At 68.0% G+C, this 15,571-nt stretch carries 13 protein-coding genes, 1 tRNA gene, 1 pseudogene and 1 riboswitch; of the genes and pseudogenes, 6 read left to right on the top strand and 9 right to left on the bottom strand.

Going from position 1 to position 15,571, the window contains the following annotated elements:
- The first annotated feature begins 110 nt into the window (after positions 1–110).
- Positions 111–2,525 (top strand): membrane-bound PQQ-dependent dehydrogenase, glucose/quinate/shikimate family, encoded by a 2,415-nt coding sequence (locus JX001_RS15525; protein ID WP_205681699.1) that lies wholly within the window; start codon positions 111–113, stop codon positions 2,523–2,525.
- A 58-nt stretch (positions 2,526–2,583) separates the two neighbouring features.
- Here JX001_RS15525 and JX001_RS15520 read toward each other — a convergent pair whose 3' ends face one another.
- Genes JX001_RS15520 through proB form a run of 4 tightly spaced genes read right to left on the bottom strand, consistent with a single transcriptional unit; the run spans position 2,584 to position 5,574 of the window.
- Positions 2,584–2,919 (bottom strand): type II toxin-antitoxin system PemK/MazF family toxin, encoded by a 336-nt coding sequence (locus JX001_RS15520; protein ID WP_205681698.1) that lies wholly within the window; start codon positions 2,917–2,919, stop codon positions 2,584–2,586.
- The gene (locus tag JX001_RS15515; RefSeq protein WP_205681697.1) at positions 2,906–3,121 is read right to left on the bottom strand and encodes an AbrB/MazE/SpoVT family DNA-binding domain-containing protein; all 216 of its coding nucleotides are present in this window, start codon (positions 3,119–3,121) and stop codon (positions 2,906–2,908) included. Before JX001_RS15515 ends, JX001_RS15520 begins: the two co-directional genes overlap by 14 nt.
- A gap of 36 nt (positions 3,122–3,157) precedes the next feature.
- A complete protein-coding gene (locus tag JX001_RS15510) occupies positions 3,158–4,420 on the bottom strand; it encodes a glutamate-5-semialdehyde dehydrogenase (RefSeq protein ID WP_205681696.1) in 1,263 nt (420 codons plus the stop codon).
- The gene (gene proB / locus JX001_RS15505) at positions 4,417–5,574 is read right to left on the bottom strand and encodes a glutamate 5-kinase (RefSeq protein ID WP_205681695.1); all 1,158 of its coding nucleotides are present in this window, start codon (positions 5,572–5,574) and stop codon (positions 4,417–4,419) included. The genes JX001_RS15510 and proB overlap by 4 nt, the downstream gene beginning before the upstream one ends.
- Before the next feature lie 64 nt (positions 5,575–5,638).
- Here proB and JX001_RS15500 point away from each other — a divergent pair, with 64 nt between their 5' ends.
- The 4 genes from JX001_RS15500 (at position 5,639) to JX001_RS16355 (ending at position 11,096) form a co-directional block, all read left to right on the top strand.
- On the top strand, positions 5,639–6,421 hold the full coding sequence (locus JX001_RS15500; protein WP_205681694.1) for a ZIP family metal transporter: 783 nt from the start codon (positions 5,639–5,641) through the stop codon (positions 6,419–6,421).
- Between the two features lie 230 nt (positions 6,422–6,651).
- Positions 6,652–8,889 carry a glycoside hydrolase family 3 N-terminal domain-containing protein gene (locus JX001_RS15495; protein WP_205681693.1) on the top strand — a complete coding sequence of 746 codons (2,238 nt, stop codon included), beginning with the start codon at positions 6,652–6,654 and terminating at the stop codon, positions 8,887–8,889.
- 97 nt (positions 8,890–8,986) lie between these two features.
- The gene (gene carA / locus JX001_RS15490; RefSeq protein ID WP_066626847.1) at positions 8,987–10,147 is read left to right on the top strand and encodes a glutamine-hydrolyzing carbamoyl-phosphate synthase small subunit; all 1,161 of its coding nucleotides are present in this window, start codon (positions 8,987–8,989) and stop codon (positions 10,145–10,147) included.
- Between the two features lie 4 nt (positions 10,148–10,151).
- Positions 10,152–11,096, top strand: coding sequence for a hypothetical protein (locus JX001_RS16355; protein ID WP_241004682.1), 945 nt, complete (start codon positions 10,152–10,154; stop codon positions 11,094–11,096).
- Between the two features lie 58 nt (positions 11,097–11,154).
- On the opposite strand, the pseudogene galE reads toward JX001_RS16355, so the two are convergent.
- From galE to metX, 5 genes and pseudogenes are all read right to left on the bottom strand, one after another.
- Positions 11,155–12,096: pseudogene (galE, locus tag JX001_RS15485) on the bottom strand (UDP-glucose 4-epimerase GalE); the annotation flags it as partial.
- A 78-nt stretch (positions 12,097–12,174) separates the two neighbouring features.
- The gene (locus JX001_RS15480; RefSeq protein ID WP_205681691.1) at positions 12,175–12,441 is read right to left on the bottom strand and encodes a hypothetical protein; all 267 of its coding nucleotides are present in this window, start codon (positions 12,439–12,441) and stop codon (positions 12,175–12,177) included.
- 216 nt (positions 12,442–12,657) lie between these two features.
- Positions 12,658–12,732, bottom strand: a tRNA-Glu gene (locus JX001_RS15475).
- 52 nt (positions 12,733–12,784) lie between these two features.
- Complete coding sequence (gene metB, locus JX001_RS15470; RefSeq protein ID WP_205681690.1) at positions 12,785–13,966, bottom strand: cystathionine gamma-synthase; 1,182 nt, start codon at positions 13,964–13,966, stop codon at positions 12,785–12,787.
- A complete protein-coding gene (gene metX / locus JX001_RS15465) occupies positions 13,963–15,015 on the bottom strand; it encodes a homoserine O-succinyltransferase MetX (RefSeq protein WP_205681689.1) in 1,053 nt (350 codons plus the stop codon). The genes metB and metX overlap by 4 nt, the downstream gene beginning before the upstream one ends.
- Before the next feature lie 75 nt (positions 15,016–15,090).
- Positions 15,091–15,207, bottom strand: a riboswitch (SAM riboswitch).
- Positions 15,208–15,394: 187 nt separating this feature from the next.
- On the opposite strand from metX, the gene JX001_RS15460 reads away from it, so the two are divergent.
- The gene (locus JX001_RS15460) at positions 15,395–15,535 is read left to right on the top strand and encodes a hypothetical protein (protein ID WP_017505697.1); all 141 of its coding nucleotides are present in this window, start codon (positions 15,395–15,397) and stop codon (positions 15,533–15,535) included.
- Positions 15,536–15,571 lie beyond the last annotated feature (36 nt).

Raw genomic sequence — 15,571 nt, 5'->3', positions numbered from 1 at the left:
AGGCCGTTTGCGCCGCAACAGGATTTTGTTCCGGGGGTGCGACAATAGGAACCAGCGTAGCCTCGAGGCGTTTTCCACGCTGATTTCAGCCGACCACAGAGAGTGAGCCCATGCCCCGATGGACAACCCCGACCGGCCTTGGGGGATGGCTGACGTTGCTGCTCGGGATCCTGCTGGCCGTGATCGGTCTGGTGCTGACGGTCGGCGGCGTGCAGCTCGCGATGCTGGGCGGCTCCTGGTATTATCTGATCGCGGGCCTGGCGCTGATCGTGTCGGGCCTTTTGCTTGTCTGGCGCGACGTGCGCGGGGCTTGGGTCTATGGTGCGGTCTTCATCGCCACGGTGATCTGGGCGCTGTGGGAGAAGGGCCTGAACGGCTGGGCCATGATCCCGCGCCTGGTCGGGCCCTTGGTGCTGATGTTCCTGGTGCTGGCGACGCTGCCTGTGCTGCGGTCGCGCGGCGGCGGTAAGACGGCGGGCTTCGGCGCGCTTGGCCTGGCGGTCCTGACGGTCGTGTTCGGTTTGGTGGTCGGTCAGATCAACGCGCCCGGCGTCGACAGCCCGGTGCCGGGCGATCGGAGTGTGGCCGGCGATCCTGCCCTGATCAAGGCGGGCGTCGATTGGCCCGCCTATGGCGGCTCGGACGCGGCCCAGCGGTACTCGCCCCTCGCCCAGATCAACAAGGACAATGTGGGTCAGCTTGAGCGGGCCTGGACTTTCCGCACCGGCGACCTGCCTGGCGAACGGTTCGGCGCCGAGACCACGCCGCTGAAGATCGCCGACACCGTCTATCTCTGCTCGGGTCGCAACAAGATGTTCGCCCTGGACGCCAATACCGGCCGGCAGAAGTGGGCCTATGATCCCAAGGTGGCGGACGAACAAATCCCTTACACCGCCGCCTGCCGGGGCGTGACCTATTACGCCGCGCCCAACGTCGATCAGGCCCAGCCCTGCGCGACGCGCATCATCGAAGGCACGCTGGACGGCCGCATCATCGCAGTCGATGCGCGCACCGGCGTGCCTTGCCCCGCCTTCGGAACCAACGGCGCCGTCAGCATCAAGGAAGGGATGGGCAATCCCTATCCCGGCATGGTTTCGATCACCTCGCCGCCCGTCGTCGTGCGAGGCGTCATCGTCACGGGCCATCAGGTTCTGGACGGCCAGAAACGCTGGAACGCCTCGGGCGTCATTCAGGGCTATGACGTCGTCACCGGCCAGCTGCGCTTCGCCTGGGACATGATGCGTCCCGACATCACCACGGCGCCGCCGGCCGGTCAGACCTATACGCCGGGCACGCCGAACATGTGGACGACGGCGACGGGCGACGAAGCCCTGGGCCTGGTCTATCTGCCGATGGGCAACTCGGCCGCCGACTACTACTCGTCGCTGCGCCGGCCCCAGGAGAACCAGTATTCCAGCGCCCTGGTCGCGCTGGACGTCACGACCGGCAAGCCGCGCTGGAGCTATCAGACCGTCCGCCGCGACGTCTGGGACTATGACCTGGGTTCGCAGGTGACGCTGGTCGATATGCCGACCGCAGGGGGCGTGACGCCGGCGGTGATCCTGCCGTCCAAGCGCGGTGAAATCTTCGTGCTGGATCGCCGCACGGGCCAGCCCCTGCACGGCGTTCAGGATCGTCCGGCCCCGCGCGGTGGCGTCGAACCGGCCCAGCGCGCGGCGACCCAGCCCTATTCGCTGTTCAACACCCTGGCCAAGCCTGACCTGCGTGAAGTCGACATGTGGGGCATGTCGCCGATCGATCAGATGATCTGCCGCATCCAGTTCAAGAAGGCATCGTATCAGGGCCAGTTCACGCCCCCGACCGCCGACCGTCGCTTCATCGAATATCCGGGCTACAACGGCGGTTCGGACTGGGGCAGCGTGGCGCTGGATCCGCGTCGCGGCGTGATCATCGCCAACTATAACGACATGCCCAACTACAATCGTCTGGTGCCGCGCGCCGAGGCGAACAAGCTGGGCTGGTTCCCCCGTGACGACCCCCGCTATCAGGAGGAAACGACCGGCGAGGGCGCCAAGGCCGAGGGCGCGGGCGATCCGCAGATGGGCGTGCCCTATGCGATCGACGTCAACGCCGGCTGGCGGATGCCCTTCACCGGCCTGCTGTGCAAGGAGCCTCCGTACGGCGGCATCCGGGCCATCGACGTGCAAAGCGGCAAGACCCTGTGGGATCGTCCGTTCGGCACGGCGCGCAAGAACGGCCCGTTCGGCATCCCCTCGATGCTGCCGCTGGAGATCGGCACGCCGAACAACGGCGGGTCGGTGGTCACGGCCGGCGGCCTGATCTTCATCGCCGCCGCGACCGACGACCTGATCCGCGCCATCGATATCGAGACGGGCAAGACCGTCTGGTCCGACGTCCTGCCCGCTGGCGGTCAGGCCAACCCGATGATCTACGAGCAGAACGGCCGCCAGTATCTGGTGATAGTCGCCGCCGGCCATCACTTCATGGAAACGCCGGAGGGCGATTACGTAATCGCTTATGCTTTGCCCAAGGGCAAAGCATAAGCTCTCTCGCTGGGCCTATCGCGCTTCGCGCTGCTTGAGGCCCGAAAGGACTTGCAAGTCAGAGGTTGGCGCGCATCACAGTCATTGTCCGCGCCAGACGCTCGGCGTCGATACGGCCGAGGCGAGTTGCGACAGCAGGGTCTATTGTCGCAATCTTCGCGGGTCGAACGACGGACGGGGCGGGCAGGCCGGCTTCGGAATAGCTGTCGCCCAGCGGTACGTCGTCCGCCCAAGATCGGTTGTCGGCGCTGGTGATCATCACGACCCACACCAGCCTGCCATCATCGCCTAGCGGCCCATCGGAAACGACCAGGGCCGGGCGATGCTGTCGGGTGCTGCGATCGGTGTAGGGGAAGGGGACGCGGACGACGTCGCCGCGCTCAAAGTCCGGCATAGGCCTTGCGGTCCGCGTCGCTGTCCCATTCGTCGAACGCCGCGAAGGGGTCTTCGACCGGCGCCCTGCGGACCTTGCGCAGGATCACTCGGTCGCCGTCCAGATCATATTGCAACTCGTCGCCGTCCTGCAGGCTCAGCGCGGCGCGCACCGCCTGAGGGATGGTCGTCTGGGCCTTGGATGTCAGGCGGCTCTTGATCATGGCTTGAGAGTAAGGAATTTCCTTACCGGGGGCAAGTTAGGGCCTGATCTGGCCCTGGCCGCGCACCACATATTTGTAGGTGGTCAGTTGCTCGGCTCCGACCGGCCCGCGGGCGTGGAGGCGGTTGGTGGAGATGCCGATTTCGCCGCCGAAGCCGAACTCGCCGCCGTCGGCGAACTGGGTCGAGGCGTTGATCAGGACGATGGCGCTGTCGACCTTGGCGGCGAACCGTTCGGCGGCGTGGGCGTCTGTGGTGACGATGGCCTCTGTGTGGCCCGAGCCGTAGCGGGCTATGTGGTCGGTCGCGGCGTCCAGATCGTCCACGACGCGGACGGCGAGGATCGGGGCCAGATATTCGGTGATCCAGTCGGCCTCGGTCGCGGGCGTCATGACGGGGACGATGGCGCGGGCGTCGGCGTCGCCGCGCAGTTCGCAGCCGGCGGCGATCAGGTCGGCGGCGACGGGGGGCAGCAGGCGCTGGGCCGCCGCCCGGTCCACCAGCAGGGTCTCGGTGGCGCCGCAGACCGAGACGCGGCGCATCTTGGCGTTCAGGACGATGGCGCGGGCGGTCTCAAGATCGGCGGCCTGATGCAGATAGGTGTGGTTCAGACCTTCCAGATGGCTGAGCACCGCCGTTCTGGCCTCGGCCTGGACGCGGGCGACCAGGCTCTTGCCGCCGCGCGGGACGATGACGTCGATGGCGCCGTTCAGCCCGGTCAGCATCAGGCCGACTGCCTCACGGTCGGGGGTATCGACCAGTTGCACCGCATCGGCGGGCAGGCCGGCTTCGGCCAGGGCTTCGGCGATCAGGGCGGCGATGGCCAGGGAGGACTGAAGGCAGTCCGAGCCGCAGCGCAGGATGGCGGCATTGCCCGAGCGGATGCACAGGGCGGCGGCGTCGGCGGTGACGTTGGGGCGGCTCTCGTAAATCACGCCCAGCACGCCGATCGGGGTGCGGACGCGGGCGATGTCGAGGCCATTGGCGGGGGTCCAGCGTTCGGTCTCGACGCCCAGCGGATCGGGCACGGCGGCGATGGTCGCCACCGCCTCGGCCATGCCGGCGATGCGGGCGGGGCTCAGCGACAGGCGGTCTATCAGGGCCTCGGTCATGCCGCCCTCGCGGGCGGCCTCCACGTCGCGGGCGTTGGCCGCGATCAGGGCGGGTTCGGCGGCCGTCAGCTTTGCGGACAGGATTTCCAGCGCGCGGGTGCGGGCGGCGGCGGGGGCTTCGCGCAAGAGCACGGCTGCGGTGCGGGCGCGCCGGCCCAAGTCGAGCATTCGGGTCGAGAGGTCGGTCATCGGTCGTCCAGCACCATGTCGTCGCGGTGGATCAGGACCGAGGCCCCGCGATAGCCCAGCAGGGTCTCGATCTCGTCCGAGCGGCGGCCGCGAAGGCGCGCAGCCTCGTCGGCGGCGTAGGCGGCCAGGCCCACGCCGACGGCGCGACCGTCCGGGTCGATCAAACGCACGCAGTCACCCTTTTCGAAAGTGCCGGAGACTCCCGTGACTCCGGCGGGCAGCAGGCTCTTGCCCGCCTTCAGCGCCGTGATCGCCCCGGCGTCCAGCGTCAGGACCCCCGTCGGCGACAGGCTGCCGGCGATCCACTGCTTGTAGGCGGCCATCGGCCCGTCGGGGGCGGCGATCAGGGTGGCGCGCGCGCCGTCGCGGATGGCGCTCAGCGGCGACAGGGTCTGGCCCGAGGCGATGATGGTGGCGCAACCGGCCGAGCGCGCGATCTGGGCCGCCGCCAACTTGGTCGCCATGCCGCCGGTTCCGACACCCGCCTCGGCGTTGGCGCCCCCGCCCATGGCCAGGATGTCGGGGCTCAGCGTCTCGATCAGGGGCAAATGGGCGGCGTTCGGATCACGGCGCGGATCGGCGGTATAGAGGCCGTCCACGTCCGACAGCAGGACCAGCAGGTCCGCTCGCGCCAGCTGGGCCGTGCGCGCCGCAAGCCGGTCGTTATCGCCGTAACGGATTTCCTCGGTCGCCACCGTGTCGTTCTCGTTGACGATGGGGATGACGCCGTGGGTCAACAGGGCCTCGACGGTCGCGCGGGCGTTCAGCCACCGCCTGCGGCGCTCGGTGTCGTCGCGCGTCAGCAGAACCTGGCCCGCGATCAGGCCGTGCGGGTCCAGCGCCCCGGACCAGGCGGCCATCAGCAGGGATTGTCCGACCGAGGCCGCCGCCTGCTTGTCCTCCAGCCGTGCGCCCAGCGCGGGCAACCGGCCCCGGCCCAGAGCGATCGAGCCGGACGAGACGACGATGACCTCGCGCCCTTCGGCCTTCAGCGCCGCCAGATCCGAGGCGACGGCGGCCAGCCAATCACGCGTCGGCTGACGCGTGGCCGCGTCGATCAGCAGGGAGGATCCGATCTTGACCACGACCCGCCGGGCGGCGCCCAGCGCCGACGCAGCGTTCGGGCCGACGGGGAGGGCGGCGCGCTGGGACATGAAGCTTTCTCTAACGCCACGGTTCGGGCTTGTCTCTTGCCGCGTCGCGCCGCAATGCAGACGGATGATGGAATCCCTTTCCCCCATCGCCGCAGGCGGTCTGGGCAGTCTGGCGGCGGGCATGATGACGGCGGTGGGCGCCGTGCCACTGCTGTTCATCAAGAAGCCGGGGGTGCAGACCCAGAGCGCCCTGCTGGGTTTCGCCGCCGGGGTCATGCTGGCGGCCTCCTTCTTTTCGCTGATCATTCCCGGCGTCGACGTGTTGCAGGCGGGCGGGGCCAGCCAGGCGGCGGCGGCCGGCGTCATGGGGGCGGCGGTGCTGATCGGGGCGACGGTGATCGGCCTGATGAACCGGTTCGCGCCGGTGGACATGCTGGCCATCGGACCGGCGGGATCGCGCGACCTGTCGCGGCGCATCTGGCTGTTCATCATCGCCATCACCCTGCACAACTTCCCCGAGGGCGCGGCCGTGGGCGTCAGCTTCGGCGGCGGCGACATGCATCAAGGGCTGTCCACGGCCCTCGGCATCGGCATCCAGAACATGCCCGAGGGGCTGGCGGTGTCGGCGGCGATGGCGACCCTGGGATACGGCCGCTGGCCGGCCTTTGCGGCGGCGCTGGCTTCGGGCCTGGTCGAGCCGGTCGGCGGGCTGATCGGCGCCAGCGTCGTCGACCTGCTGCCCGGCGCACTGCCGTGGGGGCTGGGCCTGGCGGCCGGAGCCATGATTTATGTCGTCACCGCCGAGATCATTCCCGAGACCCGCGAGAAGTCCAAGGGCGAGGGATCGATGATCGGCCTGATGATCGGCCTGGTCGGAATGATGTTCCTGGACATCGCCCTGGGATGATGGCGGCGAAACGCGGCGTGACCGCGTAGCGGGGCGTTACATCGATTTACATGGCAGGCGGGGGTTGAAGCTGTCGGGGCCGAGAGGCTAGGCCTCTCGCTTCGCTGCTCGATTGTCCCCCGAAAGGAGCGCCAGCCTAAATGACGCGACCTCTCAAGCCTGCGGCTTCCCGTAGAAATTTCTTGTCTGGCCTGGGGCTTTTGGCCCTGATGGGCGCCGGAGTGTTCCCCATGCCTGTTTCCGCCCAAGCGTCCCGCACCGTCGCCCGTCACCGCCAGAAGATCGAGGATCTGATCGCGGCCATGACGGTCGAGGAGAAGGCGGGCCAGCTGAACCTGCTGGCCGATCCGTTCCGCTGGATGCCCACGGCGGTGAACCCGCTGGACGGCACGGGCGATCCCGCGCGCGTCACGGCCCTGATCCGCGAAGGCAAGGTCGGCAGCCTGTTCAACGGCATCGGCGCCGAGGCGGGCCGTCGCATCCAGCGCGTGGCGATGGAGGAGAGCCGGCTGAAAATCCCGCTGCTGTTCGCAGCGGACGTGATCCACGGCCTGTCGACCATCTTCCCCGTGCCCCTGGCCGAGGCGGCGGCCTTCGACACCGAACTGGCGCGGCGCACGGCGCGGGCCGCGGCGGTCGAGACGGCGGCGTCGGCCGTTCACCAGACCTACGCCCCCATGGTGGACGTGGCGCGCGACCAGCGCTGGGGCCGCAACGTCGAGGGCGCGGGCGAGGACGTTCTGCTGAACAACCTGCTGGCCGCCGCCCGCGTGCGCGGCTTCCAGGGCGAAAAGGGTCTGGACGACCGTGACGCGGTCCTGGCCACCGCCAAACACATGGCCGCCTATTCCGCCGCCGTCGGCGGGGTCGAGTACAATACCACCGACATGAGCGAGCAGACCCTGCGCGGGGTCTTCCTGCCGCCGTTCAAGGCGTCCGTGGACGCCGGCGCCCTGTCGATCATGAGCGCCTTCAACGACGTCAACGGCGTGCCGGCGTCGGGCAGCCGCAAGCTGCTGACCGACATCCTGCGCGGCGAATGGGGCTTCGAGGGCTTCGTCGTCTCCGACTACACCTCCGAGCAGGAGCTGGTGGCCCACGGCTTCGCCGAGGACGGCCGCGACGCCGCCCGCCTGGCCTTCAACGCGGGGGTCGATGTGTCGATGGTGTCGGGCCTGTATCTGGAACATCTGCCCAGCCTGGTCGCCTCGGGCGAGGTGTCGATGGCGCGGCTGGACGAGGCGGTGCGTCGCGTCCTGAACACCAAGGCGGCGCTGGGCCTGTTCGACGATCCCTATCGCGGCACCGATCCGGTGCGTGAAAAGGCGGTGATCGGGTCGCGCGAACACGTCGAGCTGTCGCGCGAGGCGGGCCGCAAGTCGGTCGTGCTGCTGAAGAACGACAACGGCCTGCTGCCGCTGAAGAAGAGCCAGAAGATCGCCCTGGTCGGCCCGTTCGCCGACGACGTGGACAATATCTGGGGGCCGTGGACCATCTGGGGCGCGCCCGAGCGACGCGTTTCGCTGGAAGCCGGCTTCCGCGCGGCCATGAGCGATCCGCAGAACCTGACCCTCGCACGCGGTTCGGGTGTCGAGACGCCGCTGGACGGCGGGATCGAGCAGGCCGTCGCCGCCGCCCGCGACGCCGAGGTCATCGTCCTGGCCATCGGCGAGGCGACCAATATGTCGGGCGAGGCCCAGTCGCGCACCGAGATCGTGGTGCCCGCGCCGCAGGTCGCCCTGGTCGACGCCATGGCGGCGCTGGGCAAGCCCATGGTCATCCTGCTGAGGAACGGCCGGGCGCTTGCGCTGGAAGGCAATGTGAAGAACGCCCAGGCCATCGTCGTGACCTGGTTCCTGGGCGAACAGATGGGCCACGCTGTCGCCGACGTCCTGTTCGGCGATCACGGCCCGTCGGCGCGCCTGCCGGTCAGCTTCCCGCACAAGTCGGGCCAGCAGCCCTATTCCTACGACCGCAAGACCACCGGCCGCCCGGCCAATCCCGATCTGGCGAGCGAGGAATACAAGGCCCGCTATCGCGAGACGACCAATACGGCGCTTTATCCCTTCGGCTATGGCCTGACCTATGGCGCGATCAGCTATGGGCCGGTCGAGATGGAGAGCGACAAGCTGGCCTGGGCCGGCACGCTAGACCTGGCCGTGACCGTGACCAACACCGGGTCGCATCCGGCCGAGGAGCTGGTGCAGCTCTATATCCACGACCGGGTCGCCAGCCTGACCCAGCCGGGCCGATTGCTGAAGGACTTCAAGCGCGTGTCGCTGAAGCCGGGCCAGAGCACGAAGGTGAGCTTCACCCTGAACGCTCGCCAACTGGGCTTCATCGGCGCGGACGAGACCTGGCGCATCGAGCCCGGTCTGTTCGACGTCTGGCTGGCGCCGCACGCCCAGGGCGGGGCCAAGGCGACGTTCCAGCTGATCGGTCCGGCGTCCATCACCGACGGGCGGTGACGCGCGCCACGTTGACGGGGCAGGCGGCAGGGCTTAACGACGCCGCCGTTTGCCTTCGGCCTTCGTATCGGCCGGATTCGATTTTAGGAGCGCGCCCATGACGACGAAGATTCTTCCGGGCGCCACCGGCGTTCTCGCGCTCGCGGACGGCACGATCCTGCAGGGCATTGGCGTGGGCGCCGTCGGCTCGGCCCTGGGCGAGGTGGTCTTCAACACCGCCATGACCGGCTATCAGGAAATCCTGACCGACCCGTCCTACATGAGCCAGATCCTGGCCTTCACCTTCCCGCACGTCGGCAATGTGGGGACCAATGTCGAAGACATCGAACAGATGGGCGGCGGGTCCGACACCTCGGCGCGCGGCGCCATTTTCCGCGACGTGCCGACCGATCCGGCCAACTATCGCTCGGACGCCAGTTTCGACGACTGGATGAAGCGGCGCGGCGTCGTGGGCCTGGCCGGCGTCGACACCCGCGCCCTGACCAAGATCATCCGCGACAAGGGCGCGCCCCACGCCGTCATCGCGCACGACCCGGACGGAAACTTCGACCTGGAGGCCCTGGTGGCTCAGGCCAAGGGCTGGACCGGACTGGTCGGTCTGGACCTGGCCAAGCCCGCCTCGACCCTGCAGGCGTTCGAATGGAACGAGGGGCTGTGGGACTGGCCGGAAGGGCACCCGAAGACCGAAGGCCGCAAGGACGTGGTGGTCATCGATTACGGCGTGAAGCGCAACATCCTGCGCGCCCTGGCCTCGACCGGCGCGCGCATCACCGTGGTCCCGGCGACGACGACGGCGGAAGAGGTGCTGGCCCGCAATCCCGACGGCGTGGTCCTGTCGAATGGTCCGGGCGATCCAGCCGCCACGGGCGAATACGCCGTGCCTGAAATCCAGAAGCTGGTCGCCAGCGGCAAGCCGCTGATGGGCATCTGCCTGGGCCACCAGATGCTGGCCCTGGCCCTGGGCGCCAAGACGGTGAAGATGGATCAGGGCCACCACGGCGCCAACCATCCGGTCAAGGATCTGACCACCGGCAAGGTCGAGATCGTGTCGATGAACCACGGCTTCACCGTCGATCGCGACAGCCTGCCCGACGCCGTGACCGAGACCCACGTCAGCCTGTTCGACGGCACCAACTGCGGCATCGCCGTCAAGGACAAGCCGATCTTCAGCGTCCAGCACCACCCTGAGGCCTCGCCCGGACCGACCGACAGCCTGTACCTGTTCGACCGGTTCGCCGATCTGATGGGCGACCGCTGACGCCATGAAACAGGGGGCGGTTCGGTCGGACTATCTGGACTGGCTGGCCGAGGCGTTCGAGGTCGCTCGCCGGTTTACGCCCCTGCCGGACGGCGATGTCGTCGTCGGCTACGCCACCGGATACGACGCGGCCGACATCGCGCCCTTCGTCCTGTCGCTGCGGGCGGTGTTCGAGGGCCCTGTGGCCCTCGTGGTCGACGCCCAACCGGATTTGCGCGCTTTTCTGGCCCAGCATCGGGTGACCGCCGTCGATGCGCCGGTCTGGCGCGGATGGGCGCCGCATCCGGTAATGCAGCGGTTCGTGGCCTTCGCTGGTCTGCTGGGTGATCGGGCAGGCGTCGCCCTGGCCTGCGACGTGCGCGACGTGATCTTTCAGGCGCCGCCCTTCGATCCGGCGCCCCAGGGCCTTGAGGCCTATGTCGAGGCCGAGACGCCGCTGGCCGATCACGCCTTCAACATGAAGTATCTGCGCGCCCTGTTCGGCGAGGCGCAGGCGCGGCAGCTGGCCGACAAGGCCTGTCTGTGTGTGGGCACCATCGTCGGGCCGCGCGCCGACGTCTCGCGCCTGTCGCGACTGATCCTGTCGCTGGCGGCGACGCCGCGATCCGAGATCGGCGGGGCGTTCGGCGCCGATCAGGCGGCCTTCAACATGGCGATCCATCAGGATCTGACGGCGATGACCGTGCGCCCCAACTATGGTCGCGTGGCGACCCTGGGCCTGACGCCCGGCGAGACGCTGAGGTTCGAAGGGGGCAAGGTCGTCAATCCCGACGCCAGCGTCAGCCCCATCGTCCATCAGCATGATCGCCATCCGCATCTTGAAGCGCCGGTCCATGCGCTGTGGGGTGGCGGGCTGGAACTCCGTCGGCGGGTAAGGCCCAAGTCGGCGGGGCAGAAGTTCGAAAAGCTGAAAGCCTCGCTGCGCCGCCGAATGCCCGAACTGCGCTGAGCCGGCTGTGCCAGGCCCAGGCGCTGGCGACGATGGAAGGCAGGTCCGACTGGCGTGGCGCGAAGCCCAGCGCCTGGCGCGCCAAGGTGATGTCCGACACAAGATGCGGCGGGTCGCCCGCACGGCGCGCTCCGGCTGCGTCGGGCAGGCGGAGGCCGCTATGGTTTGTGATAGCCTCAAGCACCTGCCGCACCGAATGGCCGCGACCCGCCCCCAGATTACAGGCGAAAAAGCCGCGTCGGTCGCCGAGCAACTGGGTCAGGGCGGCGAGGTGGCCCTGAGCCAGGTCGCCAACGTGGACGTAGTCGCGCACCGCTGTGCCGTCGGGTGTCGGATAGTCGGTCCCATGGACGGCGAAATCATCGATCTGGCCGCGCAAGGCCATCATGGCGCGCGGGATGAGATGGGTCTCGACCGGCCGATCTTCACCGATCAGGCCTGACGCTGAGGCGCCGCTGGCGTTGAAATAACGCAGCGCGATCACATTCAGCCCGTGCGCTGCGCTGGCGTCCGACAGGATCTGTTCGCAGCCCAGTTTGGATCGGCCATAGGGGGTGACGGGCGCCAGCGGCGTCGCCTCGGTGATCGGATCGTCGCCGGGATCGCCATAGACGGCGCAGGTGCTGGAAAAGACCAGCCGGTTTACACCCGCTTCCCGCATCCCGCCCAACAGGCCGAACAGACCGCCGACATTGTTGCGATAGTAGTCCAGCGGCGCGCGCACCGATTCAGGGACCACGGACGAGCCGGCGAAATGCATGACGGCGCTGATGTCGTGGGCGATCAGGGTGTGGCGCACCTTGTCCGCGTCCCAGACATCGCCCTCGACCAACGGTCCCCAGCGCACGAAACGGCGCCGGCCGGTGGACAGGTTGTCGTAGGTGACGGGACGATAGCCGGCGGCCGCCAGGGCCTCGCACACATGAGCGCCGATATAGCCCGCGCCGCCCGTGACCAGGATCGCCTTCGCAGATGTCAGCGCCGATCCGACTTCGCCCATCCACTCTTGTCGGATACCAAGGGTCGGTAAATCAACCCCAAATCACCCACGTATGTATTCAGGGATGTGTAACGACTGTCAGGGGATAGGCGAGAAACTGCGTTCTTCGCGCAGGGCGCTGGCTTTCCGGACGGCGATCGGTGCGGCATGCAGCCAGTAGTCGGCGTCTTCGAGACGCTGCTCTCTGCGGCGCTCCAATCCGCGCATGCGGCGCAGGGCGGCGTTTTCGAGAAGACGCGCATGCAGGGCGCGGGGCGACAGTTCGGCGATGGCGGGAGAGCCGGGGACGGCGACGGCGTCGGGGCCTTTGGGCTCCACCGCCGGGCGGGCGATGGCGATAAACATGAGGATCTCGGTGCAGGAGGGAGAGGCGCTTCTGCGCCGAGCTAACGATGGGTTAACCACAGTCCCTGTGGATAGTTCCTGACTGCGTCCGAAAAAAGTCTGTGAATCGAAAGACTTATTGCCCGCTTCCGAACAAAATGGTTACTGAAATCTTAATCCGGGGTCGGAGCATTCGCTCGACGATGTCCAGAAAGGGCGCTGAAAAGGCGCCGCCGGTGGCAGTCCCTAGGGGAGTCGAACCCCTCTTTTCAGGTTGAAAACCTGACGTCCTAACCGATAGACGAAGGGACCGCAGCCGGGGCGGCGCATTTGCCCCGGTTCGGCCCCTCCTGCAAGCAAAAAGTTATGCGGCCGCGGCGGTTGCGGGCACGAGGGCGTCCAGCGCCGGGAACAGGTCGGCGATCAGATCCTCGACATGCTCCAGACCCACCGACAGGCGCACCAGGCCGTCGCCGATGCCGGCCGTCGCGCGCTGTTCCGACGTCATGGCGGCGTGGGTCATGGTGGCGGGGTGGGCGATCAGGCTTTCGACGCCGCCCAGCGATTCCGCCAGGGTGAAGATCTCCAGCGTCTCGACCAGATCGCGCACGGCGTCCGTGCCGCCTTGCAGCTCAAAGCTGAGCATGGCGCCGGGTCCGGCCTGCTGGGCCGCGACCAGGGCGTGGTTGGGGTGCGACTTCAGGCCCGGATAGTGGACGGCCTTGACCGCCGGGTGGGCGGCCAGCTTTTCGGCGATCCTGCCTGCCGTGGCCTGCTGCCGCTCGATGCGCGCGAACAGGGTGCGCACGCCGCGCAGGGTCAGATAGGCGTCGAAGGGCGAGCCGGTCACGCCGGTGCAGTTGGCCCACCAGGCCAGGGTCTGGTGATCCTCGGCGTCGGCCGAGATGACGGCGCCGCCGACCACGTCGGAATGGCCGTTGATGAACTTGGTCGTCGAGTGGACGACGAAATCGGCGCCCAGCTTGATCGGGTTCTGCAGCGCCGGCGACAGGAAGGTGTTGTCGCAGACGACCTTGGCGCCCGCCGCATGGGCGCGGGTGCAGATGTCCGCGACGTCGACCAGACGCAGCAGCGGGTTGGACGGGGTTTCGACCAGCACCAGCTTGGGCTTCAGGGCCAGGGCGGCCTCGAAGGCGACGGGATCGCCCTGATCGACCAGCAGCAATTCGAAATGCCCCTTTCGGGAGCGGGCGTTCAACAGGCGACAAGTGCCGCCGTAGCAGTCGTGCGGCGCGATCAGCAGGTCGCCCGGCTCCAACAGGGTCAGGGGCAGATCGACCGCCGCCATGCCGGTGGCGGTGATGACGCAGCCGGCGCCGCCTTCCAGCTCGGTCAGGGTTTCGGCCAGCACGTCGCGGGTCGGATTGCCCGAACGGCTGTAGTCGTACTTCCGCTTCTGATCGAAGCCGGCGAAGGAATAGTTGGACGACAGATACAGCGGCGGCATGACCGCGCCATGGGCCGTGTCCGTATCCACGCCCGTGCGGGCGGCGATGGTGTGCGGATTGGCGGGACGGGCGGTCATGCTTTGATATCCTTCAAGGCGGCGCGGAGGATGTCGCCGACGAAGGCGTCCTCCTTCAGAAAGGCGTCGTGGCCGTAGAGCGAGGGCGCTTCGACGAAGCGCCACAGGGTCGGCAACCGCGCGGCCAGTTCGCGGATGTCGTCGATCGGCACCAGCCGGTCGGAGGTGAAGCCGATCAGGGTGACGGGGGTGGTGATGGCTTCCGGGGTCACGCTGTGGCGATCCAGAGAATCGGACATCGACAGCCAGCGGGCCGGGGTGGTGTGGGTCCGGTAGGCCTGGCCCCGCGCCGTCAGATAGTCGCAGACGGGATAGGCTCCGCCGACGGCTGTGGGCGCGGTGGTGTCGAAGCGGTCGTCGAATTCCTCGGCCGTGCGATAGGTGGTCATGGCCAGTTCGCGGGCTAGGGCGACGCCTTCCTCGGGACGGCCGGCGGCGACGGCGAACTGCAGGATGCGGCGCTGGATACCGCGCCAGGCCGTGGCCTGGGGATGGGCGCGGTGGGCGGCCGACACGATGATCAGCTGCTCGGCCCAGTCGGGGAACAGTTCGGCGAAGGCCAGGCCGACCATGCCGCCATAGGAGCAGCCGACGAAGGCGGCGACGCGCTCGATCTTCAGATGGTTCAGCACCAGAGCCAGCAGGCGGGCCTGATCCTGGGTGGTGATGGTGACGGGCGCAGCCAGGAACTCGGCGCCGGGAGCGAAATCGACGGCGAGGACCTGAAGCCGGCTCAGGTCGATGGGACCGCGCACCGAAACGGCGCCGGACCACCAACCCAGGCCGTTGGTCTCCGTCCGGTGGACGAAGCGTCCGGCCGAGATGCCGCCGGCGACCACGACGACGGGCGCGCCGATCCGGCCATGCAGGCGGCCTACAATATTGGGCTGGTTCAGTTTTTCGCCCGAGGCGAGGCGGAAATCGGCGGGAATGGGAACGATGACGTCGCGGGCGCCGCCGCGCTCACGCGTCGGTTCGCGGACAGGGGTAAGAGCTGTCGCGCGGCGACAGTCGGGGTCTTCGAGCAGGGTGGTTTCAGCCAGTGTCATTGTCGTTCCGCATCGTTCTCGCTCAGCAAGTCTCGATGCGGTGACAGAGCGTGGAGCGTCGTCTCGTCGATGCTCCACTCATCTCTCGCGACCCCGAAGGACCCCGCAGGAGTTGGCACCGTTTCGAGCTGTGAGACCCGATGGTTGCCCCAGCGTCAAAGGGCCTAATCCCTCGGCTGGTCTTGATGAGTGACTTTACGTTGATGATCGAGGCGGCGCCGGTCAAGCGAAAAATTCAACCTCATTAGTGGCATGGGTCGACTCGATGGAGGTGAAAACGCACCATAAACGCCTTGTCGTGAAAAAATCATCCAATGCGACTTGACAGAGTCAGGGTCGTCCGATCACCCTAGGCTCAGATTTCAACCGGACCTGCCCTGTGCAACAGCGCTCGCTCATCGCCGAAGTTTCGACCGTCGCCGGCCTCGCCGCGACGCGTTTCGGCATGATCCTCGGCGGCACGATTATCGGCGGTACCACCGGCACCACCACCATGCCCGAACGGGCGGGACGAGTTTAGCGCGCCGAACCCCGGCAACCGCAGAACCCGAACCCC

This window comes from Brevundimonas fontaquae (genome assembly GCF_017086445.1).
Classification (GTDB): Bacteria; Pseudomonadota; Alphaproteobacteria; order Caulobacterales; family Caulobacteraceae; genus Brevundimonas; species Brevundimonas fontaquae.
This window is presented reverse-complemented; position numbering and strand designations above follow the sequence as displayed.

Excerpts from the sequence above, each read along its gene's own strand:
- JX001_RS15510 (WP_205681696.1), bottom strand. The coding sequence starts at position 4,420 with ATGACCGACCTCTCGACCCGAATGCTCGACTTGGGCCGGCGCGCCCGC.
- metB (WP_205681690.1), bottom strand. The coding sequence starts at position 13,966 with ATGACCGCCCGTCCCGCCAATCCGCACACCATCGCCGCCCGCACGGGC.
- JX001_RS15525 (WP_205681699.1), top strand. The coding sequence starts at position 111 with ATGCCCCGATGGACAACCCCGACCGGCCTTGGGGGATGGCTGACGTTG.
- proB (WP_205681695.1), bottom strand. The coding sequence starts at position 5,574 with ATGTCCCAGCGCGCCGCCCTCCCCGTCGGCCCGAACGCTGCGTCGGCG.
- JX001_RS15495 (WP_205681693.1), top strand. The coding sequence starts at position 6,652 with ATGCCTGTTTCCGCCCAAGCGTCCCGCACCGTCGCCCGTCACCGCCAG.
- metX (WP_205681689.1), bottom strand. The coding sequence starts at position 15,015 with ATGACACTGGCTGAAACCACCCTGCTCGAAGACCCCGACTGTCGCCGC.
- JX001_RS15480 (WP_205681691.1), bottom strand. The coding sequence starts at position 12,441 with ATGTTTATCGCCATCGCCCGCCCGGCGGTGGAGCCCAAAGGCCCCGAC.
- JX001_RS15515 (WP_205681697.1), bottom strand. The coding sequence starts at position 3,121 with ATGATCAAGAGCCGCCTGACATCCAAGGCCCAGACGACCATCCCTCAG.
- JX001_RS16355 (WP_241004682.1), top strand. The coding sequence starts at position 10,152 with ATGAAACAGGGGGCGGTTCGGTCGGACTATCTGGACTGGCTGGCCGAG.
- JX001_RS15500 (WP_205681694.1), top strand. The coding sequence starts at position 5,639 with ATGATGGAATCCCTTTCCCCCATCGCCGCAGGCGGTCTGGGCAGTCTG.
- JX001_RS15520 (WP_205681698.1), bottom strand. The coding sequence starts at position 2,919 with ATGCCGGACTTTGAGCGCGGCGACGTCGTCCGCGTCCCCTTCCCCTAC.
- carA (WP_066626847.1), top strand. The coding sequence starts at position 8,987 with ATGACGACGAAGATTCTTCCGGGCGCCACCGGCGTTCTCGCGCTCGCG.